General features: G+C 70.7%; 23 protein-coding genes and 1 pseudogene. 15 read left to right on the top strand and 9 right to left on the bottom strand.

Annotated features, from left to right (window positions below):
- Positions 1-7 precede the first annotated feature (7 nt).
- A complete protein-coding gene (locus tag ACGFZS_RS31215; RefSeq protein ID WP_393797868.1) occupies positions 8-1114 on the top strand; it encodes a branched-chain amino acid aminotransferase in 1107 nt (368 codons plus the stop codon).
- Between the two features lie 575 nt (positions 1115-1689).
- Here ACGFZS_RS31215 and ACGFZS_RS31210 read toward each other — a convergent pair.
- Positions 1690-2352, bottom strand: a pseudogene (locus ACGFZS_RS31210) (cytosine permease); the annotation flags it as partial.
- Positions 2353-2478: 126 nt separating this feature from the next.
- Here ACGFZS_RS31210 and ureA point away from each other — a divergent pair.
- From ureA to cimA, 8 genes are all read left to right on the top strand, one after another.
- On the top strand, positions 2479-3177 hold the full coding sequence (gene ureA / locus ACGFZS_RS31205) for an urease subunit gamma (RefSeq protein ID WP_359221458.1): 699 nt from the start codon (positions 2479-2481) through the stop codon (positions 3175-3177).
- Entirely contained in the window at positions 3174-4886 is a 1713-nt protein-coding gene (locus ACGFZS_RS31200) for an urease subunit alpha (protein WP_393797867.1), read from the top strand. The genes ureA and ACGFZS_RS31200 overlap by 4 nt, the downstream gene beginning before the upstream one ends.
- 44 nt (positions 4887-4930) lie before the next feature.
- Positions 4931-5968, top strand: coding sequence for an agmatine/peptidylarginine deiminase (locus ACGFZS_RS31195; protein ID WP_393797866.1), 1038 nt, complete (start codon positions 4931-4933; stop codon positions 5966-5968).
- A gap of 10 nt (positions 5969-5978) precedes the next feature.
- Positions 5979-6578: a TetR/AcrR family transcriptional regulator gene (locus ACGFZS_RS31190; RefSeq protein WP_393797865.1), complete on the top strand. Its 600-nt coding sequence runs from the start codon at positions 5979-5981 to the stop codon at positions 6576-6578.
- A 136-nt stretch (positions 6579-6714) separates the two neighbouring features.
- Positions 6715-8001 (top strand): TolB family protein, encoded by a 1287-nt coding sequence (locus ACGFZS_RS31185; RefSeq protein ID WP_393797864.1) that lies wholly within the window; start codon positions 6715-6717, stop codon positions 7999-8001.
- A gap of 46 nt (positions 8002-8047) precedes the next feature.
- On the top strand, positions 8048-8206 hold the full coding sequence (locus tag ACGFZS_RS31180; protein WP_393797863.1) for a hypothetical protein: 159 nt from the start codon (positions 8048-8050) through the stop codon (positions 8204-8206).
- Positions 8207-8243: 37 nt separating this feature from the next.
- Positions 8244-9545, top strand: a complete 1302-nt coding sequence (locus ACGFZS_RS31175) for an MFS transporter (RefSeq protein WP_393797862.1) — start codon at positions 8244-8246, stop codon at positions 9543-9545.
- A gap of 284 nt (positions 9546-9829) precedes the next feature.
- Positions 9830-11440 (top strand): citramalate synthase, encoded by a 1611-nt coding sequence (gene cimA, locus ACGFZS_RS31170; protein ID WP_393797861.1) that lies wholly within the window; start codon positions 9830-9832, stop codon positions 11438-11440.
- Between the two features lie 50 nt (positions 11441-11490).
- On the opposite strand, the gene ACGFZS_RS31165 is transcribed toward cimA, so the two are convergent.
- Together ACGFZS_RS31165 and ACGFZS_RS31160 are read right to left on the bottom strand one after the other, a co-directional pair.
- The gene (locus ACGFZS_RS31165; RefSeq protein WP_393797860.1) at positions 11491-11985 is read right to left on the bottom strand and encodes a hypothetical protein; all 495 of its coding nucleotides are present in this window, start codon (positions 11983-11985) and stop codon (positions 11491-11493) included.
- 15 nt (positions 11986-12000) lie between these two features.
- The gene (locus ACGFZS_RS31160; protein ID WP_393797859.1) at positions 12001-13866 is read right to left on the bottom strand and encodes a lectin; all 1866 of its coding nucleotides are present in this window, start codon (positions 13864-13866) and stop codon (positions 12001-12003) included.
- A 127-nt stretch (positions 13867-13993) separates the two neighbouring features.
- Between ACGFZS_RS31160 and ACGFZS_RS31155 the strand changes: the two genes are divergently transcribed.
- Together ACGFZS_RS31155 and ACGFZS_RS31150 are read left to right on the top strand one after the other, a co-directional pair.
- On the top strand, positions 13994-17005 hold the full coding sequence (locus ACGFZS_RS31155) for a glycoside hydrolase family 3 N-terminal domain-containing protein (RefSeq protein ID WP_393797858.1): 3012 nt from the start codon (positions 13994-13996) through the stop codon (positions 17003-17005).
- 38 nt (positions 17006-17043) lie between these two features.
- Positions 17044-18408: a hypothetical protein gene (locus ACGFZS_RS31150; RefSeq protein ID WP_393797857.1), complete on the top strand. Its 1365-nt coding sequence runs from the start codon at positions 17044-17046 to the stop codon at positions 18406-18408.
- A gap of 74 nt (positions 18409-18482) precedes the next feature.
- Here ACGFZS_RS31150 and ACGFZS_RS31145 read toward each other — a convergent pair whose 3' ends face one another.
- The 3 genes from ACGFZS_RS31145 to ACGFZS_RS31135 all read right to left on the bottom strand — a co-directional run bounded on the left by ACGFZS_RS31145 (position 18483) and on the right by ACGFZS_RS31135 (position 20041).
- Positions 18483-18941: a MarR family winged helix-turn-helix transcriptional regulator gene (locus ACGFZS_RS31145; protein ID WP_393797856.1), complete on the bottom strand. Its 459-nt coding sequence runs from the start codon at positions 18939-18941 to the stop codon at positions 18483-18485.
- Between the two features lie 99 nt (positions 18942-19040).
- Complete coding sequence (locus ACGFZS_RS31140) at positions 19041-19220, bottom strand: DUF397 domain-containing protein (protein ID WP_393797855.1); 180 nt, start codon at positions 19218-19220, stop codon at positions 19041-19043.
- Positions 19220-20041 (bottom strand): helix-turn-helix domain-containing protein, encoded by an 822-nt coding sequence (locus ACGFZS_RS31135; RefSeq protein WP_393797854.1) that lies wholly within the window; start codon positions 20039-20041, stop codon positions 19220-19222. Before ACGFZS_RS31135 ends, ACGFZS_RS31140 begins: the two co-directional genes overlap by 1 nt.
- Before the next feature lie 111 nt (positions 20042-20152).
- Here ACGFZS_RS31135 and ACGFZS_RS31130 point away from each other — a divergent pair, with 111 nt between their 5' ends.
- Positions 20153-20563, top strand: coding sequence for an ATP-binding protein (locus tag ACGFZS_RS31130; RefSeq protein WP_393797853.1), 411 nt, complete (start codon positions 20153-20155; stop codon positions 20561-20563).
- Positions 20564-20607: 44 nt separating this feature from the next.
- Here ACGFZS_RS31130 and ACGFZS_RS31125 read toward each other — a convergent pair whose 3' ends face one another.
- The gene (locus ACGFZS_RS31125) at positions 20608-21498 is read right to left on the bottom strand and encodes an MBL fold metallo-hydrolase (protein WP_393797852.1); all 891 of its coding nucleotides are present in this window, start codon (positions 21496-21498) and stop codon (positions 20608-20610) included.
- 193 nt (positions 21499-21691) lie between these two features.
- A complete protein-coding gene (locus ACGFZS_RS31120; protein WP_393797851.1) occupies positions 21692-22471 on the bottom strand; it encodes an oxidoreductase in 780 nt (259 codons plus the stop codon).
- An 85-nt stretch (positions 22472-22556) separates the two neighbouring features.
- On the opposite strand from ACGFZS_RS31120, the gene ACGFZS_RS31115 reads away from it, so the two are divergent.
- From ACGFZS_RS31115 to ACGFZS_RS31105, 3 genes are all read left to right on the top strand, one after another.
- Positions 22557-22991: a MarR family winged helix-turn-helix transcriptional regulator gene (locus tag ACGFZS_RS31115; protein ID WP_393798029.1), complete on the top strand. Its 435-nt coding sequence runs from the start codon at positions 22557-22559 to the stop codon at positions 22989-22991.
- A 142-nt stretch (positions 22992-23133) separates the two neighbouring features.
- On the top strand, positions 23134-23817 hold the full coding sequence (locus ACGFZS_RS31110) for a DUF899 family protein (RefSeq protein WP_393797850.1): 684 nt from the start codon (positions 23134-23136) through the stop codon (positions 23815-23817).
- 73 nt (positions 23818-23890) lie between these two features.
- Positions 23891-24502: a YdeI family protein gene (locus ACGFZS_RS31105; RefSeq protein ID WP_393797849.1), complete on the top strand. Its 612-nt coding sequence runs from the start codon at positions 23891-23893 to the stop codon at positions 24500-24502.
- A gap of 55 nt (positions 24503-24557) precedes the next feature.
- Here the strand turns inward: ACGFZS_RS31105 and ACGFZS_RS31100 are convergent, their stop codons facing one another.
- The gene (locus ACGFZS_RS31100; RefSeq protein ID WP_393797848.1) at positions 24558-25154 is read right to left on the bottom strand and encodes a YceI family protein; all 597 of its coding nucleotides are present in this window, start codon (positions 25152-25154) and stop codon (positions 24558-24560) included.
- Between the last annotated feature and the right edge of the window lie 72 nt (positions 25155-25226).

The following is a 25226-nucleotide window of genomic DNA, read 5'->3' as shown; positions in this document are numbered from 1 at the left end:
ACCACTCATGACGACGCCCACGATCGAGCTCAAGCCGTCCGCGCACCCGACCGCCACCGCCGAGCGCGAGGCGATCCTGGCCAGCCCCGGATTCGGCCGCCACTTCACCGACCACATGGTGACGATCAAGTGGACCGAGGGCCGCGGCTGGCACGACGGCCAGCTCGTTCCGTACGCGCCGATCCCCCTCGACCCGGCCACCAACGTCCTGCACTACGCCCAGGAGATCTTCGAGGGCCTGAAGGCCTACCGCCGCCCCGACGGCACGGTGGCCACCTTCCGCCCCGACCAGAACGCCAAGCGCTTCCAGCGTTCCGCCCGTCGGCTCGCCATGCCCGAGCTGCCGGTGGAGACCTTCATCGAGGCCTGTGACGCCCTGGTCCAGCAGGACAAGGACTGGGTCCCGGCGCACGGTGGCGAGGAGTCCCTCTACCTGCGCCCCTTCATGATCGCCACCGAGGTCGGCCTGGGCGTCAAGCCGGCCAACGAGTACCTCTTCCTGGTCATCGCCTCCCCGGCCGGCGCCTACTTCCCCGGTGGCGTGAAGCCGGTCTCCATCTGGGCCTCCGAGGACCGCGTCCGCGCCGTCCCCGGCGGCATGGGCGACGCCAAGACCGGCGGCAACTACGCGGCCTCCCTGCTCGCCCAGGCCGAGGCGGCGGCCCAGGGCTGCGACCAGGTCTGCTACCTCGACGCGGTCGAGCACAAGTGGGTCGAGGAACTCGGCGGCATGAACCTGTACTTCGTGTACGGCGCTGCATCCAATGAAAAGCCGGTGATCGTCACCCCCACCCTCACCGGCTCGATCCTGGAGGGCGTCACCCGTGACTCCCTCCTGACCGTCGCCCGCGACCTCGGCTACGAGTCCGAGGAGGCCCGGGTCTCCATCGAGCAGTGGCAGCGCGACTCCGAGAACGGCACCCTCACCGAGGTCTTCGCCTGCGGCACCGCCGCCGTCATCACCCCGGTCGGCACGGTCAAGCGCACGAACGCCGAGTGGCGGCAGTCGGGCGGCGAGCCCGGCCCGGTCACCCTCCGGCTCCGCGAGGCGCTGCTCGACATCCAGCGCGGCACGGCCGAGGACAAGCACGGCTGGATGCACCAGCTCGGCTGACCGGTCTCCGGCTCCGCCTTCGACGTGTATCACCTCCCCTGCGTGGTTCGGCAAATACTGATTCGGTCGTCGGCCGGGGTGTCGCTCGATGGGGTGAACGGGTCCGCTTGTCAGGGTGCCACTCGTGCGCGGAACGCATGATCGGTGGTGGCGGGTCCGTTCGATACGGCTGGGGGGGCTGGTGGCGCGCAGGCGAGGGAGGAAGCGTGAGCTGCGCGTGCTGGCCGCCCCGTTCATGGTGGCTGCTCCGTCCGGAGCGAGGATCCGGGACCGGCTGAAGGATCTGACGGTGACGGATGTGCAGGTCCTGACGCTGGTTGGCGAGAACCTGGGCCGCCATCAGCGAGCGGATCTGGCCGCACGGGTGCGGATGGGGAACGTTCCGGCGAAGGAGACCGGCCGCGCCGAGCGGAAGAGGCAGCTGACGGCGGTGTCCTCGTCTCGGTGGGCGGGGGCGATGACTCGGGCTTCGGAGGATCAGTACCAGCTGTCGATGCGCTGCCTGGCGGATGAGCGGGCCGGGTTGCGCCGCCGGATCCGCAAGATCGGGCAGCGGTTGGCAGTGGCGTGCGGGCAGCACCACGTCGGCCAGAAGCCGCCCAGGAGGTAGCCGCCGGTCTCCGGGAGCGCGGCGGTGGTGAAGTGCGGGGCGTAGGCGAGGACGCCGAGGAGCAGCAGGGCCGTCATGCCGACGGCGAGGACCTTGGACAGGGCGAGCAGCACCCGGTAGCCGTAGACCGCGCCCGCCACCGTCGCCGCCGCGAGCACCGTGTAGACGACGGCGTACGACCCGCCGTCCGCCGGGAGACCGAAGAGCCGGCCCAGCACGCCCACCATCACGTCGCCGCCGATCCAGACGGTGAGCGCGGTGTAGCCGAGGGCGAGGAGCAGGCCCACCACCGAGCCGACCAGCCGTCCGCGCACCCCGAACTGGGCGCCGGAGGAGGTGGAGAGGTTGGTCGCGGTGCGCAGGGAGACCAGCGCGAGCGGCGCCGTGAACACCGTGCCGACCAGCGTGCCCGCCACGATCGCGCTCACCGACGACCACCAGCCGAGCCCGAAGGACGGCGGCAGCCAGCCGAAGATGATCACGCCGAGGCAGAGGTTGGAGCCGAGCAGGATCGAGACCAGGTCCTTGGGGCCGCTGGTGCTCCCCCACGCTCTCAACTGCGTTCGAGCGCGGGAGGTACCCCCATCCCGTCCGGGATGGTGTCGACTCCGCGCTGTTCTATCGGCATGGCTGGCTCCCTCGGATCACACTGCGTTTAGAACGGCATTCAATGTGAGTCATGACGTGGCGGTCGTCAAGGCTTTCCCTCGCGGAAGTCTTTGATTAGAGTGGCGTTCCAAACGAAGGGAACGAGATGCGGCTGACCCCCACGGAACGTGACCGGCTGCTGCTCTTCGGAGCCGCCGAGCTGGCCCGTGCCCGCCGTGCCCGGGGCCTGAGGCTCAACGTGCCGGAGGCCACCGCGCTGATCGCGGACACCGTCTGCGAGGCCGCCCGGGACGGCAGGCGGCTCGCCGAGGCGATCGAGGCGGCCCGCTCCGTCCTCGGCCCGGCCGACGTGCTGCCCGGCGTCGCCGACATCGTCACCGAGGTGCATGTCGAGGCCGTCTTCGACGACGGGTCGAGGCTCGCGGTCGTCACCGACCCGATCGGGGGCGGGGGACTGGGCGAGGAGGGTCCGGGCGCGCTGCTGCCGGGGCCCGAGCACGCCGATCCGGCGGCGGTCGTACGGCTGACCGTCACCAACACCGCGTCCGTCCCCGTCTCCGTCACCTCGCACTTCCACTTCTTCGAGGCCAACCCGCGCCTCGACTTCGACCGCGCCGCGGCCTACGGTCTGCGGCTCGCCGTGCCCGCCGGGTCGTCCGTGCGGTTCGGGCCGGGGGAGTCGCTGGAGGTCGGCCTGGTGCCGATCGGCGGCGCCCGGGTCGCCATCGGCTTCGCCGGGCTCGTCGACGGACCGCTGGACGCGCCCGGCGCCCGCGCGGAGGCCCTGCGCCGGGCGGCCGCCTGCGGATACCTGGGCATTCGAGAGCAGGAGACCGAGCGATGAGCCGTCCCGGAGGCCACCCCGCCGAGGCCCGCCGCCTCACCCCGCACGAGTACGCGGCCACCCACGGCCCCCGGGCCGGCGACCGGATCCGGCTCGGCGACTCGGGGCTCGTGATCCGCGTCGAGGACGACTCCCAGCGCTACGGCGACGAGTTCCTGGCCGGATTCGGCAAGACGGCGCGGGACGGGCTGCACCTCAAGGCCGCCGCCGTCCGGGAGACCTGTGACGTCGTGATCAGCAACGTCGTCGTGATCGACGCCGTGCTGGGGATCCGGAAGGTGTCCATCGGCATCCGCGAGGGGCGGATCCACGCGATCGGACGGGCCGGGAACCCCGACACCCTCGACGGGGTGGACGTCGTGGTCGGCACCGGGACGTCCATCGTGTCCGGGGAGGGGCTGATCGCCACCGCCGGGGCCGTCGACACCCATGTCCATCTGCTGTCGCCGCGGATCATGGAGGCCTCGCTGGCCTCCGGTGTGACCACGATCATCGGGCAGGAGTTCGGGCCGGTGTGGGGCGTCGGCGTCAACTCGCCCTGGGCACTGAAGCACGCGTTCGGCGCCTTCGACGCCTGGCCGGTCAACATCGGCTTCCTCGGGCGGGGTTCGTCCTCGCACGCGGCCCCGCTGGTCGAGGCGCTCGCCGAGGGGGGCGCCTCCGGCTTCAAGGTGCACGAGGACATGGGCGCCCACACCCGCGCCCTGGACACGGCCCTGCGGGTCGCCGAGGAGCACGACGTCCAGGTCGCCCTGCACAGCGACGGGCTGAACGAGTGCCTCTCGGTGGAGGACACCCTCAGGGTGCTGGAAGGCCGCACCATCCACGCCTTCCACATCGAGGGCTGCGGCGGCGGCCATGTGCCCAACGTGCTGAAGATGGCCGGCGTCCCGAACGTCATCGGCTCCTCCACCAACCCCACCCTGCCCTTCGGCCGGGACGCGGTCGCCGAGCACTACGGGATGATCGTCTCCGTCCACGACCTGAAGACGGACCTGCCCGGCGACGCCGCCATGGCCCGCGACCGCATCCGCGCCGGGACCATGGGCGCCGAGGACGTGCTGCACGACCTGGGCGCGATCGGCATCACCTCGTCCGACGCGCAGGGCATGGGCCGGGCCGGGGAGACCGTCCGCCGTACCTTCGCCATGGCCGGGAAGATGAAGGCCGAGCTGGGCGTCCCCGACGACGGGCACGACAACGACCGCGTGCTGCGCTACATCGCCAAGCTGACCATCAACCCCGCGATCGCCCACGGGCTCGCGCACGAGGTCGGCTCCATCGAGGTCGGCAAGCTCGCGGACATCGTGCTGTGGAGCCCCGAGTACTTCGGCGCCAAGCCGCAGCTCGTCCTCAAGTCCGGCTTCCCCGCGTACGGGGTGACCGGCGACCCGAACGCGGCCACCGACACCTGCGAACCCCTCGTCCTGGGGCCGCAGTTCGGGGCCCACGGCGCGACCCCCGCCGAGATCTCGGTGGCCTTCGTCGCCCAGGCGGCCCTCGACCAGGGCCACGACACGATGCCCACCCGGCGCCGCCGGGTCGCCGTCCGCAACACCCGCTCCATCGGCCCCGCCGACCTGCGGCTCAACTCCCGTACCGGAGCAGTCGACGTCGACCAGCGCACCGGCCTGGTCACCCTCGACGGCGAGCCGATCCGCTCGCAGCCCGCCGACTCCGTCTCCCTAAGCCGTCTGTACTTCCTGTAAGCGTCTGTAAACGTCTGTAAACGTCACCTTCTGTGAGGACCCCCATGAACAAGGCAGCCTCCGACGGGTTCCGGATGCCCGCCGAGTGGACCCCGCACGAGCGGACCTGGATGGCCTGGCCGGGCCCCAACCCCACCTTCGACGACCCGGACGACCTCCTCGCCTCCCGGATGGCCTGGGCCTCGGTCGCCCGCACCGTCCTGCGCTTCGAACCGGTGACGGTCGTCTGCGGCCCCGGCCAGTCGGCGTACGCGCAGACGCTGCTCGGCCCCGGCGTCGACACCGTCGAACGGGACCTCGACGACGCCTGGATGCGGGACATCGGCCCCACCTTCCTGACGAACGGGCGTGAACTCGCCGCCGTGGACTGGACGTTCAACGGCTGGGGTGCCCAGCACTGGGCCCGCTGGGAGCACGACGCGAAGATCGCCGCGTACGTCTCCGACCTCGCGGGCGCGAGGACGTACGCCTCGGAGCTGGTCAACGAGGGCGGCGCGATTCATGTCGACGGCGAGGGGACCGTGCTGCTGACCGAGACCGTGCAGCTGGGCCCCGAGCGCAACCCGGGCTGGTCGAAGGAGGAGGTCGAGGCGGAGATCCACGGGATGCTCGGCACCCGCAAGGCGATCTGGCTGCCCCGCGGCCTCACCGGCGACTACCCCCCGCACGGCTTCGGCACCCTCGGACACGTGGACATCGTCGCCGCCTTCGCCCGCCCGGGAGTCGTGGTCGCGCACTCCCAGCCGGACCCCGCGCACCCGGACCACGAGGTGACCCAGGAGGTCATCGGCCTGCTGCGGTCCCAGACCGACGCGCGCGGCCGCACGCTGGAGGTGGTCGAGGTCCCGGCCCCCACCGTCCTGGAGGCGGACGGCCACTGGGCCGACTACTCCTACATCAACCACTACCTCTGCAACGGCGGAGTCGTGCTCTGCGGCTTCGACGACCCGCGCGACGAGATCGCCGCGGGCATCTTCCGCCGCCTCTTCCCCGAGCGGACGGTGACCCTGGTGGACGCCCGTACGATCTTCTCCGGCGGTGGCGGCATCCACTGCATCACCCAGCAGCAGCCGAGGATCTAGGAGCCCGACCATGGCCGGTGCGCGCCGGAACGCCCCGCCCCGCGAGGACGTGCTCGCCGCCGCCATGACGATGATCGCCGGACGCGGCCTGGAGAAGCTCACCATGGCCGCCCTCGGCCGCGAGGTCGGCATGAGCAGCGGCCACCTCCTCTACTACTTCCACTCCAAGGACGAACTGCTGCTCCAGACGCTGGAATGGAGCGAGGGCCGGCTGGGCGCCGAACGCGGCCGGCTCCTCACCCGGCCCGGCACCGCCCGCGAACGGCTCGACGCGTACGTCGACCTGTACGTCCCCGAGGGCCACCGCGACCCGCACTGGACCCTCTGGCTGGAGGTCTGGAACCGCTCGCAGAACGCCGACGAGGCCGCCCGCGACCGGCAGGCCGCCATCGAGGGAGCCTGGCACCGCGACCTGGTGGCGCTCCTCGCGGAGGGCGTCTCCACGGGCGAGTTCCGCCCGGTCGACCCCGACCGCTTCGCCGCCCGCCTCCGCGCCCTCCTCGACGGCTTCTCCATCCATGTGGCGATCGGACTGCGCGGCACCGGCCGGGCACAGGTTCTCGGCCACGTACGGGAGTTCCTGGAATCCGATCTTCTCGCGGACACGTGACCTTCCGACCGGGTTGTACGCAATAAGTGCGATTGACCCCGCTTGTGCGGTGCGCTTGCATCCTGGTGAGCCCTCGGTACAGAGCCCTCGGCACGGGGCCGGGGACCCGGGGGACCACACGACCACGGGGGTCGACATGTCCACTGCCGTACGCACGCACTTAGGCGGCGCCGCGCTGGGCGGCGCCGTGCTGCTCGCACTCACGGGGACCGCGGTCCCGGCCGCCGTCGCGGCACCGCATCCCTCCACCACCCGCGTCAGCGTGGGTCCGGGCGGCAGGCAGGCCGACGCCGCCTCCGCCACCCCCGCGCTGAGCGCCGACGGCCGCTACGTGGCCTTCGCCTCGGCCGCCGGCAACCTGGTCCGCGGCGACCACGACACCGTCACCGACGTCTTCGTGCGCGACCTGCGCACCGGCCGCACCGAGCGGATCGCCAAGGGCCCGGCGAGCAGCCCGGCCCTCAGCGGCGACGGCCGCTACGTCGTCTTCGTGACCTCGGCCGCGCTCAAGAAGGGCGACGACAACGGTGTCGACGACATCTACCTCTACGACCGCCGCACCCACCGCACGGAACGCATCAGCACCGGCCACCCCACGGACTGGGCGCCGAACCAGATGCCCGCGATCAGCGCGGACGGCCGGGTCGTCGCCTATGTGAGCGACGCCCCGGACGTCGTGCCCGGCGACACCAACGGCCGCGCCGACGTGATCGTCCACGACCGCCGCACGGGCCGCGACGAACTGGTGCAGTACACGACCTCGGGGGTGCACGGCGAAGCCGACGCCCTCTTCCCCTCCCTCAGCGCCGACGGCCGCTACGTCACCTTCGACACCCCGCTCAACCTGGACCCCACCCAGGTGGACACCTCCAAGACCAGGACGGTCTACGTCCGTGACCGGCGCACACAGACCACCGAGCAGATCAGCCGCCCGACGGGTTACGCCTACAAGAACTACGCCGACGACTCCTCGATCAGCGGGAACGGCCGCCTGGTCGCCTTCGGGTCCGGCCTCTACAACCTGGTCCCGGGTGACACCAACAAGCAGTCCGACATCTTCGTCTACGACCGCACCCGGCAGGCCACGGTCCGCGTCAGCACCGCGGCCGACGGCACCGAGGCCGACGGCCCCAGCTGGGACGCGAGGCTGAGCGCCGACGGCCGCAAGGTGGCGTTCACCTCCACCGCCACCAACCTCGTCCCCGGTGACACGAACGGCGTCGCCGACATCTTCGTCAAGGACCTGAGGACCGGCGCGATCAGCCGCGTCAGCCTCGGCGCCGGCCAGTCCGACGGCACCTCGTACAGCGTCGCGCTCGACGCCGACGGCCGGGTGGCCGCCTATGTCTCGACGGCCACCAACCTCGTCCGCGGCGACACCAACGGCGTCGCCGACATCTTCGTACGGAACGCCGGGCGCTGAACGACCCGCCCGGACGTGTTCCGCACCCACGATGTACGTGCGGGACTTGAGGCACGGCACCCGCGCCCTGGTCGCCACCGAGGGACACGTGGCGCCCGGGGGAGTCTCGGCCCGCCGGATCGCCTTCACGTCGTACGACGGCACCCTCGACCCGCGCGGCGACGACAACAACGAACAGGACGTCTTCGTCAGGCATTTGCGGTAAAGGAATCGCGCGTTCGCCCGCCGGGCAGGAACGGCCCATGGGACGACAACACTGGAAGCAGATCTGGGTCGGCTCGGCAGGCAACATGGTCGAGTGGTTCGACTGGTTCGTGTACGCGAGCTTCGCCACCTACTTCGCCGGGGCGTTCTTCCCGAGCGGGAATCCCACCGCGCAGCTGATGAACACGGCCGGCATCTTCGCCGTCGGGTTCTTCATGCGCCCGGTGGGCGGCTGGCTGCTCGGCCGGGTCGGCGACCGGAAGGGCCGCAAGGCCGCGCTGACCCTCACCGTCACGCTGATGTCGGTGTCCGCGCTCCTCATCGCGGTCGCCCCGACCTACGACGTCGCCGGATACGGCGGAGCCTTCGTGCTGCTCGTCGCCCGCCTGCTGCAGGGACTCTCGGTGGGCGGCGAGTACGCGGCCAGCGCCACCTATCTGACGGAGGCCTCCGACCCCCGGCGGCGCGGCTTCGCCTCCAGCTTCCAGTACGTGTCGATGACGGCGGGCCAGCTCGCCGGGCTCGGCCTGCTGATCATCCTCCAGCACACCCTCTCCGACACCGCGCTGCACGACTACGGCTGGCGGATCCCCTTCGCCGTCGGCGCGCTCGGCGCCGCCGTCGTCTTCTACCTGCGCCGGAACATGCTGGAGACCGAGGTCTACGCGCAGGACACCTCGCACGCGGCGGAGCGCGGCACCCTGCGCGCGCTGTGGCAGCACCGGCGGGAGGCGTTCCTGGTCATCGCGCTGACCATGGGCGGCACGGTGGCCTACTACACGTACACCACCTACCTGACGAAGTACCTCTCCAACTCCGCGGGCCTGTCCAAGGAGACCGCGACCCTGGTCTCCTTCACCGCGCTCACCGTCTTCGCCTGCCTGCAGCCGCTCGCCGGCGCCCTCTCCGACCGCATCGGCCGCCGCCCCCTCCTGATCACCTTCGCCGTCGGCTCCACCGTCCTCACCGTGCCGGTCCTGACCCTCCTCAAACGCGTGAACGGATACTGGCCCGCCCTCGGCCTCTCCCTGCTCGCCCTCGTCGTCGTCACCGGGTACACCTCGATCAACGCCTGCGTGAAGGCCGAGCTCTTCCCGACCGGCGTCCGCGCCCTGGGCGTGGCCCTGCCCTACGCCCTCGCCAACGCCCTGTTCGGCGGCACGGCCGAATACATCGCCCTGTGGTTCAAGAACGCCGGGATCGAGTCCGGCTTCTCCTGGTACGTGGCGGGCTGCGCCGCCGTATCGCTTGTGGTCTACGTCACCATGCGGGAGACGAAGGACCTGGATCTGGCACGGGTGGCGTCCCGCGAGGCACCCAGTGTGACGACCGCATCCTGAGACGGTGAGTGAGCCGGGGGCGGGGCTGTGCCAGACTGCCTCCGTGCTCTCGTTCGCCACGATTATTGGCAGCAGGCGCGCCGGTCCGCAGTGACCACCACGTACGACCAGGTACGGGTGGCCATCGTCGTCCTCGACCCGCGCGCAGACCTCTCGCACCCGCGAGGGGTTTTTTCGTTTTCCGGCCCACCTTCAGCCGGAGGACAGGCGCGAGGGACCATGGAGGGACGGTGGAGCCGGTCATTCCGGTACGACCGAGATTCGACATCAGGAGCCTTGAGACCATGACCGAGACGGAAACCAACGAGCTGGACGACTCGTTCCACGTCTTCGACACCACGCTGCGCGACGGCGCGCAGCGCGAGGGCATCAACCTCACCGTCGCGGACAAGCTGGCCATCGCCCGGCACCTGGACGACTTCGGCGTGGGCTTCATCGAGGGCGGCTGGCCGGGCGCCAACCCCCGGGACACCGAGTTCTTCGCCCGCGCCCAGCAGGAGATCGACTTCAAGCACGCCCAGCTGGTCGCCTTCGGCGCCACCCGCCGGGCCAACGCCAAGGCGGCGGAGGACCCCCAGGTCAGGGCGCTGCTGGAGTCCGGCGCCCCGGTGATCACGCTGGTCGCCAAGTCCCACGACCGGCATGTCGAGCTGGCCCTGCGCACCACCCTCGACGAGAACCTGGAGATGGTCCGGGACACGGTCTCCTTCCTGAAGGGCCAGGGCCGCCGGGTCTTCGTCGACTGCGAGCACTTCTTCGACGGATACCGCGCCGATCCCGAGTACGCCAAGGCCGTCGTCCGCGCCGCCTCCGAGGCCGGCGCCGATGTCGTCATCCTCTGCGACACCAACGGCGGCATGCTGCCCGCCCAGGTCCAGGCCGTCGTCTCGACCGTGCTCGCCGACACCGGCGCCCGGCTCGGCATCCACGCCCAGGACGACACCGGCTGCGCGGTCGCCAACACGCTGGCCGCCGTGGACGCGGGCGCCACCCACGTCCAGTGCACCGCGAACGGCTACGGCGAGCGGGTCGGCAACGCCAACCTGTTCCCGGTGGTCGCCGCCCTGGAGCTGAAGTACGGCAAGAAGGTGCTCCCGGACGGCCGGCTCCGCGAGATGACCCGCATCTCCCACGCCATCGCCGAGGTCGTCAACCTCACGCCCTCCACCCACCAGCCCTACGTCGGGGTCTCCGCCTTCGCCCACAAGGCCGGCCTGCACGCCTCCGCGATCAAGGTCGACCCGGACCTGTACCAGCACATCGACCCCGAGCAGGTCGGCAACACCATGCGGATGCTGGTCTCCGACATGGCAGGGCGCGCCTCCGTCGAGCTCAAGGGCAAGGAACTCGGCATCGACCTCGGCGGCGACCGCGAGCTGGTCGGCCGGGTCGTCGAGCGGGTCAAGGAGCGCGAGCTCAAGGGCTACACCTACGAGGCCGCCGACGCCTCCTTCGAGCTGCTGCTGCGGGCCGAGGTCGAGGGCAGGCCGCGCACCTACTTCCGCGTCGAGTCCTGGCGGGCCATCGTCGAGGACCGCCCCGACGGCACCCACGCCAACGAGGCCACGGTCAAGCTCTGGGCCAAGAGCGAGCGCATCGTCGCCACGGCGGAGGGCAACGGCCCGGTCAACGCCCTGGACCGCGCCCTGCGCGTCGCCCTGGAGAAGATCTACCCGCAGCTCGCCAAGTTCGACCTGGCCGACTACAAGGTCCGCATCCTGGAGGGCAAGCACGGCACCGAGTCCACCACCCGGGTGCTGATCTCCACGACCGACGGCAGCACCGAGTGGTCCACGGTCGGCGTCGGCGAGAACGTCATCGCCGCCTCCTGGCAGGCCCTGGAGGACGCGTACACCTACGGTCTGCTCCGCGCGGGCGTGGAACCGGCGGAGTAGACCCCCTGATCCAGAAGGGTCCAGAGGGGTCCAGAGGGGTCCAGCAAGGTTCAGCAGGAGTCCTCGGCGAGCTTCTCGAACTCGCCGAGGCTCATCGCCCGGCCGTCGGCCCAGACCTGGCCGGGCTTCAGCTTCGCCAGATCGGCCGTGCGGAACGTCAGCGTGACGCTGTACTCGTAGTTGAACTCGCCCTTCATGAAGCCGAGTCGATAGGTGTACGCGGTCACCGTGTGCTGGGTCCCGGTGTGCTGCGCGTGCCAGTCGGCCGGCGGGTCGAAGAGCGGGAAGCTCGCGTCACCGGTCCGCAGTGTGTCGCCGACCGACCAGCCGGACAGGTCCCGCCCGGAGCCGTCCCGGGCCCGGGTGCCGGTGAGTCCCAGGCCCTCGATCCGGTCGTCACCGCACGGCCGGATCAGTGCGTGCGGCTTCCCGTCCTGCCCGACCCGCACCGCGGCCAGCGGAAGGTCCTCGGCCACACACCCGCTCAGCAGCAACGCACCGGCGACCGTGCCCAGCACGGCCGCCGCCCCCGTCGTACGCCTCATGGCACTCCTACCGCCCTACTGCAGATGCCACTTCTGGTTGGCGGCCCCCGTGCAGGACCAGATCTGCGCCCGGGTCCCGTTCGCCGAGGAGTTGCCCGTGACGTCGAGGCACTTGTTCGCCGCCGTATTCACGACATCACCGGTGGAGGAGTTGTACGACCACTGTTGCGCACCGGTTCCATTGCAGTCGTACAACTGCACCTTCGCCCCGTCCGCCGTCGAACCCGAGGTCACGTCAAGGCACTTGCCGAGGGCGCGGACCGTGCCGTCGGACTGGACGGTCCACTGCTGGGCGGTGGAGCCGTTGCAGTCGTAGAGCTGGACGGCCGTGCCGTTGGTGCTCGAACCGCCCGCCACGTCCAGGCACTTGCCCGCCAGCCCGACGAAGGCCTCGCTCTGGCCGGAGCCGCCCGACTGGGTGCCGGACCAGGTGAAGGTCGCCGAGGTCTTGCCGGGGAGCGAGTAGGTGGCGTGCTGCGAGCCCCAGTCGATGGTCATCGTCCTGGCGCTTGCGGAGTCGTTGTAGGCGATCAGGGCCTTCGAGCCGTCCGGGTTGCGCCAGGCCACGTTCGGCACCGAGGCGGACGCCGTGGAGGCGATCCGCTGGGCGCCCGGCCGGACGAACTTGGTGAGGTGGCCCATCGTGTAGTACTCGACGGTGTAGTCGACCGTGCCGCTCGCGCCGTCGCCGTTGTGCACGGTGATCAGGCCGGTGCAGGTGCCGCAGCCGCCGTTGTGCGGGCCCATGTTCTGGTCCACCGCGAGCGACCACTTGGTCACCGACTTTGCCCAGTTGCGGGTGTAGTCGATGATGTTGTTCATGTCCTCGCGCTGCTGGTTGGCGATCCAGGTGCCGCCCGAGTGCTCGGTGCCGAAGGCGTCCAGCGTGGGGTACTGGTTGTGCACGGTGGTCTGCTTGGTGACGTCACCGCCGTAGCCGTGCCAGGCGATCCCGCCGAAGTTCGGGCTGTTGCGGATCGTGGCGTCGTCGACGGACGCGGCCGCGTAGGAGTCGTAGACGTCCCAGTTCCAGTCGTGGGCGAGGACCTTGGTGGACAGCCCGGCGGCCTGGAGCCTGGGCAGCAGCTCGCTCTTGAGGAAGTACTGCAGGCCCGAGGCGTTCCAGCTCATCGACGGGTAGCCGGAGCAGCAGGTCGGCTCGTTCTGGGGGGTCACGTAGGAGACGTCGACGCCCTGCGCCTGGTACGCCTGGAGGTACTTCACGAAGTACGAGGCGTAGGCGCCGTAGTCCTCCGCCTTCAGCCAGCCGCCGTTGAGCGAGCCGCTGTCCTTCATCCAGGCCGGCGCCGTCCACGGCGAGGCCATGACAGTCAGGGAGGGATTGAGCTGGAGCGCCTGCCTGGTGAGCGGGACGACGTCCGCGAGGTCGTGCGAGATGGAGAAGCCGTTCAGGTTCGGGTCGGTCTGCCCGGCGGGTACATCGTCGTACGTGTACCCGTACCGGGCCAGGTCCGAGGCGCCCATCGGATTGCGCAGGAACGACAGTCCGATGCCGTCGGCCGGCGAGAACAGCTTCCGCATGGTCGCGTCCCGGGTGGCCTGGGACAGCGCCCCGCTGCTGTTCATCAGCCAGGCCGCGGTGTCCGTGAAGGACGCGCCGCCGCCGGTGAAGGTCTGGTAGCGGGTGTTCTCGTCGACGGTGATGTTGTCGCCGCCGCCACCGGTCCCGGCGGAGAAGGCGAACGGCGTCTGCGCCTGGAGGCCGCGCGTTACATGGCGTCCGGCGGAGTCGTCGGTGGTGGTGAGGTACGCGGTGACCTGTTCACCGGCCGCGTGCGCCGGTGGTACGACCGCGCTGAAACCGGCCGCGGTGAGCAGTCCGGCGAGCACCAGACGCAGGGTGTGGGGGGTTCTTCTCATCGACACATCGCCCTTCCTGACGGGACGTCTTGACGGGTGTGCGAGCCGTTAGTTAACTCACGTCGTGATCTAAGCCATGAGTGAACTGTGAGAGCCCCGAGTGAACCAGAGAGTCGAGGGAAGGTCCATGCCAAGAGCCGCCCTGCTCGTCTCCACCGCCCTGCTCGCAGCCCTGATGCCCCTCTCCGCGGCCCGCGCCGCGGACGATCCGAGCCCCACTCCCGTGGACCGCTTCGAAGGTGAGGTCCCCTTCGCCGCCCAGCCCGCCGACGGCATCTTCACCTGGGGCGGCGACAGCGACGACCCGCCGCAGCTCCGGTTCGCCGACCGCGCGGACGCCCCCGAAGGCGCCAAGGTCCTCGCCGGGACCTACGACATCAGCGGCTACGGCGGCTTCACCCACGACTTCGCCGCCACCGAACCCGCCCACGACTGGTCCGCCCACAAGGGCATCCGCTTCTGGTGGGACGGCCAGGACAACGGCAAGAAGACCGCCTTCGAGATCAAGGACGGCGGCGCCGACGGCGAGGCCTCGGAGCTCTGGACGACCTCCTTCACCGACGACTTCACCGGCTGGAAGCAGATCGAGATCCCCTTCACGGACTTCGTCTACCGCACCGACTACCAGCCCGTCGGCGGTATCGACCACGTGCTCGGCCTGACCCAGATGTGGGGGTACGCGGTCACCCTCCCCGTAGGGGTCCAGGGCCGGTTCGCCATGGACGACGTGGAGCTGTACGGCAAGGCCGACCAGTCCCTGCGGGCCTCCGTCACCACGGACGCGGCCGTCTACCCGGTGCGCGAGGGCGGCACGGCGTCGGTGAAGGTCACCGTCGCCACGACCGGCTCGGCGCCGCTCGACGAGCCGGTGACGGTCTCGTACGCGACGACGGGCGGCACCGCCGAGGCGGGCAAGGACTACCAGGCGCTCTCCGGCACCCTCACCTTCCCGGCCGGCACCGCCTCCGGGACCGCGCGGACCATCGAGGTGCCGACGCTGAAGGACCGTTCGGCCGAATCCGCGGAGACCGTCCCGCTGAAGCTCACGGTCACCGGCGCCAAGGCCCCCGCCGAGACCCCGCAGGTCGTCATCGACGCCCACGGACTGCCGTACCTGAACAGCAAGCTGCCCGTGCGGAAGCGGGTCGCCGACCTCCTCTCCCGGATGTCACTGGAGGAGAAGGCCGGACAGATGACCCAGGCCGAGCGCGGCGCGGTCGGCACCGGCGGTGACGTCACCGCCTACGACCTCGGCTCGCTGCTCTCCGGCGGCGGCTCGACCCCCACGCCCAACACGGCCGCGGCCTGGGCGCGGATGATCGACTCCTTCCAGCTCCGGGCGCAGGCCACCCGGTTCCAGATCCCGCTGATCTACGGCGTCGACGCGGTGCACGGCCACAACAACCTGGCCGGCGCCACGATCATGCCGCACAACATCGGCATCGGCGCCACCCGCGACCCCCGGCTGGCCGAGCAGGCGGGCGCGGTGACGGCCTCCGAGGTCCGCGCCACCGGCGTCCCCTGGGACTTCGCCCCCTGCCTCTGCGTCACCCGCGACGAGCGCTGGGGCCGCTCCTACGAGTCCTTCGGCGAGGACCCGGCCCTGGTGAAGTCCATGGAGACGGTCATCCAGGGCCTCCAGGGACGCGCGGACGGACGTGACCTCAAGGACAACGACAAGGTCCTCGCCACCGCCAAGCACTTCGTCGGCGACGGCGGCACCGCCTACGGCTCGTCCACGACCGGGTCGTACACCATCGACCAGGGCGTCACCACGGTCACCCGGCAGCAGCTGGAGGCGATCCACCTGGCGCCGTACCAGACCGCCGTGGACCGGGGCATCGGCACGGTCATGCCGTCCTACTCCTCGCTCGACATCGTCGGCGACGGCCAGGGCCCGGTGAAGATGCACGCCCGCGCCGACATGATCAACGGAGTGCTGAAGGACCGGATGGGCTTCAAGGGCTTCGTGATCAGCGACTGGAACGCCATCGACCAGCTGCCCGGCGACTACGCGTCCCACGTCAGCACGTCGGTCAACGCGGGCGTCGACATGATGATGGTCCCCTACAGCTACCAGGACTTCACCGCCACCCTGATCGACCAGGTGAAGGCGGGCAAGGTCGGCGAGCGGCGGATCGACGACGCGGTCTCCCGCATCCTCACCCAGAAGTTCGAGCTGGGCCTCTTCGAGCACCCCTACGCCGACACGAGCAACGCCTCACGGATCGGGTCCACCGCGCACCGGGCCGTGGCCCGTCAGGCCGCCGCCGAGTCCCAGGTGCTGCTGAAGAACTCCTCCGGAGTGCTGCCCCTGAAGAAGTCGCAGAAGGTGTACGTCGCCGGGTCCAACGCCGACGACCTCGGCAACCAGACCGGTGGCTGGACCATCACCTGGCAGGGCCAGTCCGGCACCCACACCACCGGCACCACCATCCTCCAGGGAATGAAGAACGCCGGGGGAGACGTCACCTACTCCAAGGACGCCTCCGCGCCGACCGGCGGGTACGACGTGGGCGTGGTCGTCGTCGGCGAGACCCCCTACGCCGAGGGTGTCGGGGACGTCGGCAACGGCAACGACCTGGCGCTGTCCGCCGCCGACCAGGCCGCCGTGGACAAGGTGTGCGCGGCCATGAAGTGCGCGGTGCTGATCGTCTCCGGACGGCCGCAGCTGATCGGCGACCGGCTCGGCGAGATCGACGCCCTGGTCGCCTCCTGGCTCCCGGGCACCGAGGGCGACGGCGTGGCCGACGTGCTCTACGGCCGGAAGGCCTTCACCGGCCGGCTCCCGGTCACCTGGCCGAAGTCCGAGGCGCAGCTGCCCATCAACGTGGGCGACGCGTCGTACGACCCGCAGTACCCCTACGGCTGGGGTCTGACGACCCTGACCAGGGCCCCGCAGGGCGGTACGGCCACCCTGAAGGCGCTCGGGGCCGCGGCCCGGGCCGCCGAACGCAGGGGCGCCGACTCCACCGGCCGTGACCTGGTCACCCGGGCGCGGCTGCTGGTCCAGGCGAAGGTCGGCCAGTCGGTCACGGCGGCCGTCTCGAAGCCCTTCGCCGACGCGGACCATCTGCTGCTGACCGGCAGGTACGCGGCCGCGGTGGAGAAGCTGACGGAGGCGTACCGGGCAGCGTAGGAAATGTTCGCCCTGGGGGCTTCGGGTAATTTCGAAGCATGAAGGCCGTGCGACGGACCCGAAGCCTCCCGGGGCTGCTGCTCGCCGTGCTGGCGCTGGTCGCCCTGACCCTGGGCGCCCCGCAGGCCACCGCGGCCACCGGCGTCTCGGCGATCGCCGACGCCCTGCGCAAGAGCCCGGTGTACGTCGACCCGGCCGCCGCCGACCAGCTCTCCACGGCCGACGCCGACACCCTGGCCCGGCAGATCAAGAACGCCGACAAACCCCTGTTCATCGCCGTCCTGCCGGCCGGCTACCCCACCCAGGACCTCTTCACGAACCTGCGCACCGCCACCGGCGTCACCGGCCTGTACGCCGTCCGGCTCGGCGACCGCTTCGACGCCCGAGCCGACTCCGCCGTCCTGCCCCGGACGGCCGTCCAGAACCTGGTCACCAGCGTCCAGGGCGAGACCGCCGAGGCCCAGCTGACCGACTTCACCGACCGCGCCCTGGCCAACATGGGCGGCAGGGCCCCCGCGAGCTGGGGCGGCGGCAGCACGGGCGGTTCGGGGGTCTCCAGTACGGCGCTGATCACGCTCGGAGCCGTGGTCGTGGCCGGCGGGGCCGGCGCGTACGCCCTGGTCCGCCGCAACCGCCGGCGCCACGAGGAGGAGCAGCGGGCCGCCCTGGACCGGCTCCGGGTGGTCGTCGACGAGGACATCACCGCGTTCGGCGAGGAGCTGGACCGCCTCGACTTCCACCCGGCCGAGCCGGGCGCCGACGACGCGATGCGCGCCGACTACGAACGCGCGCTGAACGCCTACGACCAGGCGAAGTCCGCCATGTCCGACGCCCGCAGACCGGAGGACGTCCGGGCCGTCACCCAGGCCCTGGAGGACGGCCGGTTCTCACTGGCCCAGCTGGCCGCCCGCCGCGAGGGCCGCCCCCTTCCCGAACGCCGGCCCCCGTGCTTCTTCGACCCCCGGCACGGCCCCTCCGTCACGGACGCCGCCTGGACCCCGCCCGGCGGCGCGCCCCGCGAGGTCCCGGTCTGCGCGGCCGACGCCACCCGCCTCGCCGACGGCCGCGACCCGGTGGTCCGCGAGGTCGACACCGAGTACGGCCGCCGCCCCTACTGGGACGCGGGCCCGGCCTACGGCCCCTGGGCGGGCGGCTACTTCGGCGGCGGCATCCTGCCCGGCCTCCTCCTCGGCACGGCGCTGGGCGGCTGGATGTCCGCCCCGGCCTACGCGGCCGACTACGGCACCGGCTACGGCGACTTCGGCGGCTACGACACCGGCGGCTACCAGGGCGGCGACGTCTCGGGCGCGGACTTCGACCCCGGGGACTTCGGCGACTTCGGAGGCGGCGGCGACTTCGGCGGCGGAGGCGGCGACAGCGGGGACTTCGGCGGCGGTTTCTGACCTGCCCGGCGGCGAGCGGCCACCGCGGCCGGACCGACGTACCGCGCAAGGGAACCGAGCGGCTGGCCGGCGCCCTAGTGGTGCCAGGCCTGCCCGCCCGTGTTGCGGATGAAGCGTTGCAGCACCTTGAGGGTGACGACGTACTCCTCGTCGGAGATGCCGGCGTGCCGTTCCGCCCGCAGCTCGTCCTGGACGGCCGCGGCCCGGTCGTAGAACGCCCTGCCGTCGGTCGTGAGGCTCAGGCGGCCCTCGGCGTCCTCGTCGATCCACCTCAGGGCGATGGTCGCGTCGATCTCGGCCTCGATGCTCTCCGGACCCGTGTCGAGATAGTTCCGCAGCAGGTGGGAGACCTCGGCGCGGATCCTGACCGTGTCGGCGCGCGCGACCTGCGCGAGGACCCACCACTGGGGCTGGGTGGTACCGAGCCCGGCGAGTACGGCGCGGGTGCGGTCGACGACGGCCTTGAACGCGGCCCAGCTCCAGTAGCCGATGGGCTGCTGGATCAGTTCGGCGTCGCTGTGCGAGTACTCCACGGCCGGTCCCTCCGTCTTCGCCCGACGTGCTCTCGGAGAGACCGACGGTAAGAACTCAACCTCGCTTGAGGTCAAGGCCCCTTATGCGGCGATGCGGACTCAGCCGCGGGCGAGGCGGTCGAGGAACCCGCTCCAGGTGGCGGGGGAGACGGTGAGTATGGGGCCGTCGGGCGTCTTGGAGTCGCGGACGTGGACCGTCGCGGACGTGGCGACCTCGACGCAGTTGCCGCCCTCGCTGCTGCTGTAGCTGGACTTGAACCACTGAAGTGCGGTGCTCATCATCGGTCTCCTAGCAGTCCGTCGAGGAGGCGCACGCTCTCATCAGGTGAGAGGGCCTGTGACCGCAGCATTCCATACTTGTGGTGATAGTCGCTGACCTCGTCGGGATCGTCCACGAGGAAGCTGGCCCGCTGCACTTCCAGGTATGCCAGACGCTCATGCTCGGGTGTCTCCAGCAGGACCATGGGGCCGCCGAGACCGGCGTGCGGTGTCCGGTCCTCAGGCATGATCTGAAAGCTCATGTGGACCGGCTCGGTGTACTCCAGGATCTGCCGGATCTGCTCCCGCATCGCCTCCGCACCTCCGACCTTCCGCCGCAGGACGCTCTCCTCGATGACGAAGTGACCCACGGGCGGCCGCTCCCGCTGCCAGACCAACTGCCGCTCCATACGCGCGTTCACCCACTGCTCGGACGTCTCGCTCCCGAGGGCCGGATACCGGTAACCGAAGACGGCGCGGCAGTAGTCACGGGTCTGGAGAAGCCCCGGAACGACCAGGCTTTCGTACGAGAGGATTCCCACCGCCTCCTGCTCATGGTCGACCAGTCCCTGCGCGAACTGCACGATCCGCTCCCGCACCGGCATCTTCGCCACCAGCACGGCCAACGCCCCGCCGGTGCCCAGCAGTTCGTCGAACTGCTCCGCCCGGTCCGGCTGCAGCGCAAGCCGCCCCTGCTCGACGGAGCCCACCGTGTCGACGTGCAGGTTGGCGAGTTCGGCGAACTGCTCCTGGGTGAGCCGCGCCTGTTTCCGGTAGTGGGCGACGAGCGCCCCGACCGCGTGCCACGAACCGACCTTCTTGGGCTTCCTCGCCACGTGCATGCGTGTCCCTTTCCCCCTGGGCGCCCGAACCGCTCGTAGTGGAGTCGTAGAAGTCGGAACTACGACCTCACTCACTGATCCATCGTAGTCACTCACGGTGACACTCGCCTCATGAACCCGGAACCCCAAACCCCCCACACCCGCGAGGCGTTCTACCGCCGGGACCGCAGATCGGTCGGCATGGCACGCGACTTCACGCGCACGGCCCTGGCCGACTGGCAGGTCGGCACGCGCGCGGACGACGCACTGCTCTGCGTGAGCGAACTGACCACCAACGCCGTCCTCCACGGCGTCCCCCCTGGCCGCGGCTTCCGCCTCCGCCTGACCCTGCACCCCGACGGAGTCCTCCGCGTCGAGGTCCACGACAGCGGCCCCGGCGAACTCCGCTACGGCGACACGTCACCGGAGTCGGAACACGGCCGGGGCCTGCTGCTGGTCACGCTGCTCGCGGACAAGTGGGGGGTGGGGGAGCGGGAGCCGGGGAAGGTGGTGTGGTGCGAGTTCGCGGTGCGGTCGCGTTGAGACGGCATCCGAAGTCGCGTGCACAGCCGCCTGGGCCGCGCCGGCTACTCCTGGTGACCCAGTCGCACGACCATGTTCGGGTGGCGTTCGCTGAGCGCCTTCAGGGCGAGCAGGCTCTTGATGCTGGGCTGGCGCTCCTGCAGGTAGGTTCCGGGCTCGACGGCGTTGTCCCAGCCCCAGCGCGTGTGGCTGACGTCGCCGGTCATGAGTACCGGACCCGCCGCGGTGCGAGCGAGGTAGGAGACGTGTCCGGTGGTGTGCCCGGGGGTGAGGATCGCGAAGAACGAGCCGTCGCCGAACACGTCGTTGACGCCTTCGAGTCGTCCGCCCGGGTCCTTGGTGAACTGGAGTTCCTGAAGCGGCGGGCGTCCGGCCAGGAGGTGGTTGTTCGTGCCCTGGGCGAACAGGTTCAGGAAGAGCGACGCCTCCGCCTCGTCGGCGCCGGTGTAGATGGGGACGTCCTTGGGAACGTCCGGGAGGCCGGAGACGTGGTCGAGGTGGAGGTGGGTCATGAAGACCCCGGCAAGGGGGGCTCCCTCCGCTTCGATGATCTCCGCGGTGCTCTGCCGAGGGCGCATCTTCTCGATGCCCCCGTATTTCCTCAGCATCATCCCAACCCCCACGCCCACGGGGTCCTCCACCAGCCGCCGTGACACACCGGTGTCGACCAGGAAGAAGCCGTGCAGGGGGTGCCTTACGACGTGGGCGTAGATCTTGATGGGCTCCTTGTGGTCGGTGATTCCCGCCGCAACGGCCTTCGGATGCCTGATGTTGAGCAGCCCCGTGATCGGGGCCTCCCAGTCCGCGCCGACCGTCTCGACCTCGACCGGCCCCGGCTGGCCGATCACGGACTCCATGGCCGCCGCGCTGACCGGCGCGCCGATACGGGCAGGCTCCGCCGCGTGGGTCGTGGCCTTGAAGGTGAGCATCTTCATGGTTGAACTCCTTTTCAGTGACAACTGGTGTGACAACGGTGCGAGCTGTCCAGCAGGCCGTGGGGCACCGGGCCCCGTTCCCCCCGGCGTGCCGCTGCCGACCGGCGCGCTGCTCGGCGGAACCCGGCACTTCACCCCGTAAACACGGAGGTCGGACCCATGGCTCACGTCGTCGCGGCGGGCGGCGGCTGGTTCAGACCGTCTTGACGGTGCCGCCGTCGATGACGTAGTCGGCGCCGGTGATGTTGCCGGCCACGTCGGACAGCAGGAACGCGACCAGGGCCGCGACCTCCTCGGCCTCGCTCATGCGGCCGGTGGTGATGTTCTGGGACTTCGCGATCTGCTGGACGAAGTCGGCGAGGCTGACGCCCGCTGCCGCGGCCAGCTGGGCGACCGGGCCGTCGGGGTCCTCGTAGACGGTGGTGCGGACCAGGCCGGGGGAGACGGTGTTCACGCGCACGCCCTGGGGGCCGAACTCCTCGGCCAGGGACTTGCCGAGCGCGGAGACCGCCGCCTTGACGGCGCTGTAGCTGGCCGGGACGCCCGCGGGCATCCGGGCGACGGTGGAGGAGAGGTTGACGACCGCCCCGCGGCGCTCGATGAGGCTGGGCAGGGCCGCGCGGGTGGCGCGGACGGTGGCGAGCACGTTGATGTCGAACATGCGGGTCCACTGGGTGTCGCCGGCGTCGAGGAAGCCCAGGACGGCCTCGTCCCCGCCGCCCACGTTGTTCACCAGCAGGTCGATGCCGCCCAGTTCGGTCAGCGCGCCGTCGATGAGGGCGGCGACGCCTTCCGCGGTGCTCAGGTCCGCCGGCACGGTGTGGGCGCCGGTCTCCTTCAGCTCGGGCGTGATGGTGCGCGCGGCGCCCACGACGCGGACGCCTTCGGCGACCAGGGTCCGGACGGTGGCCAGTCCGATGCCCCGGCCGGCGCCGGTGACGACGGCGGTCTTGCCCGTGAGATTGAGGTTCATGAGACCCCTCCAATGCATATGACTTGAATGCTTCAAGTCATATCTATCATGGGTTGAAGCAGTTAGGTAGTCTGGAGTCATGGCTATGACGAAGGCGCGGGCGGAAGCGCAGTGGGAGCTGGGCAAGCTGGTGCACGACCTGGACATGCAGAGCAACGCGCGCATGCGTGAATGGGTGGCCGGGCTCGGTCTGACCGTCGCGCAGGCCTCGGCCCTGCGCGAGATGACCGGTCCGATGACCATGCGCGAGCTGGCCGGGCGGATGAGCTGCGAACCGTCCAACGCCACCGTCGTGATCGACAAGCTGGAGAGCCTGCGACTGACAGAGCGCCGTCCCCACCCCACCGACCGCCGGGCCAAGCAGCTCGTCCTGACCCCGGAGGGCGCCGGGCTGCGGGAACGGCTGCTGAAGGTCCTGGCCGAGGAACCCCTGTTCACCGGCCTGACGCAGGACGAGCAGGACGCGCTGGAGGGTCTGCTCAAGCGAGCCCTTCACCGCACTGAAGCCCTCCAGGCCTGACAGCCCGGGCGCCTGGGCCTGGAAGGAGCGCCCAGCAGGGGGACCAGGCCATGGGTCCGGGGCACCTGGAGCGGCTGCGTCACGCCTGGTGACCGTCCTAGACTTGAGGGCCTGGGAGGGGACCCCACTCCAGGAGGACGCGATGGCGCGGCAGACCAGGCTGGCCGGGGAATCCGAGGGCTATCTCGCGGCCCGCGAAGCGCTGCGGCTGGCCGAGATCGAGCTCATGCGGCACCGCGAGGAGGTCGCGGCCCGGCGCCGGGCGCTCCCGCAGGGCCCATCCGTCGACGACTACGTCTTCCTCGAAGGCCCCTCCGACCTCGACGCCGGTGACGCCCCGGTCCGTGAGGTCGCGTTGAGCGAGTTGTTCTCCGGGCCCGAACGGCCCCTGATCGTCTACCACTTCATGTACGGCAAGCTCCAGACCAGTGCCTGCCCGATGTGCACGCTGTGGATCGACGGCTACAACGGCATCGCCCACCACGTGGCCCGCAACGCGGACTTCGTCATCGCCGCGGCCGCCGACCCGCCCACCCTGCGGACGTACGCCCGTGATCGTGGCTGGCACCGGCTGCGGCTGCTCAGCTGTGGGGACAGCACGTTCAAGTACGACCTGGGGAGCGAGGACGAGGACGGCGCGCAGGACTCCACGGTCTCCGTCTTCACCCGCGACGGCGACGGCACGGTCCGGCACACCTACTCCGCCCACCCGCGCATGGCCGACGACATCCAGGAACGCGGCATCGACCTGCTGACGCCCGTCTGGCACCTGCTCGACCTGACCCCGCAGGGGCGAGGGGACTGGTATCCGACCATCGACTACTGACATCGACTGCTGGCTTCGACTACTGACTTCGACTAGGACGGGTGCCGACCTAATGCCTCCCTACGGTGTCGCCATGACCGCACGCGACACCGCCGAGACAGCCCCCGCCCTGGCCTTCTCCACCACCTCCGGCCTGGACGACTGGCTCGCCGCCCACCCCGCCCCGTATCCCGGCCTCTGGGTGAAGGTCGCCAAGAAGGGCTCGGGACTGGTCTCCGTCACCTGGGGCGAGGTCAACGACGTCGCGCTGTGCCACGGCTGGATCACCGGGCAGCGCAAGGCGCTCGACGCGACGTACTTCCTGCAGAAGATCACCCCGCGCAGGCCGGGCAGCCTCTGGTCCCTGGTCAATGTGCGCCGGGTGGCGGAGCTGACCGAGGCCGGCCGGATGCGTCCCGCGGGGCTCGCGGAGGTGGCCGCCGCGCGGGCGGACGGGCGGTGGGAGGTGGCGTACGAGCCGCAGAGCGAAGCCCGGGTGCCCGAGGACCTGGCGGCGGCGCTGGAGCGGAACCCGCAAGCCGGGGCGGCCTTCGACGCCCTCGGGCGGACGGAGCGGTACCAGGTGATCTTCGGGCTGCTCACGGCCCGCACCGCGCGGGGCCGGGCGGCGAGACTGGCCGCCGCCCTGACCGGGCTGTCCTCCGGGAAGGAGGCGGTGCGGCCCCGGACATCGCCCCGGACATGACCGAGCGCCCGGCCTCCGCGCGGGGGAGCGGAGGGCGGGCGCTACGGGGAGGGGCTCACGCGTTCTTGATCGCGGAGATGTCGAAGTTCAGCTTGATCTTGTCGGAGACCAGGACACCGCCGGTCTCCAGCGCCGCGTTCCAGGTCACGCCCCAGTCGGAGCGCTTGATCTCGGCCTTGCCCTCGAAGCCGACACGCTCGTTGCCGAACGGGTCCTTGGCGGCGCCGTTGAACTCCAGGTCGATGGTGACCGGCTTGGTGACGCCGAGGATGGTGAGGTCGCCGGTGACGCGGTAGTCCTCGTCGCCGAGGGCCTCCGCCGAGGTGGAGCGGAAGGTCATCGTCGGGAACTCGTCGATCTTGAAGAAGTCCGCCGACTTCAGGTGACCGTCGCGGTCGGGGCTGCCGGTGGTGATGCTGTCCATCTTGATGTCGAGGGAGGCCGTGGACTTGGCCGGGTCCGTGCCGTCCAGGTGCAGGGTGCCCTCGAACTCCTGGAAGCTGCCCTTGACGTTGGTGACCATCGCGTGGCGGGCCACGAAGCCGAGCGTGGTGTGCGCGGGGTCGATGGTGTAGTCGCCGGTCAGCGCGGCGTTGTCGGCGGTCGTGCCGGCGGCGGTCGTCTCGTCGCTCTTGCGGCCGAAGATGCCCATGACGTGCTCCTTGAGGGGACGGGTCGTGCCTTCCGAGCGGGGAATGCCGAAGACGCGGACCGTTGATGTTTA

It is taken from the genome of Streptomyces sp. NPDC048288 (assembly GCF_043201555.1).
Lineage (GTDB): Bacteria > Actinomycetota > Actinomycetes > Streptomycetales > Streptomycetaceae > Streptomyces.
Note: the sequence above shows the minus strand (reverse complement) of the source record. Positions and strands in the feature narration are given on the sequence as shown.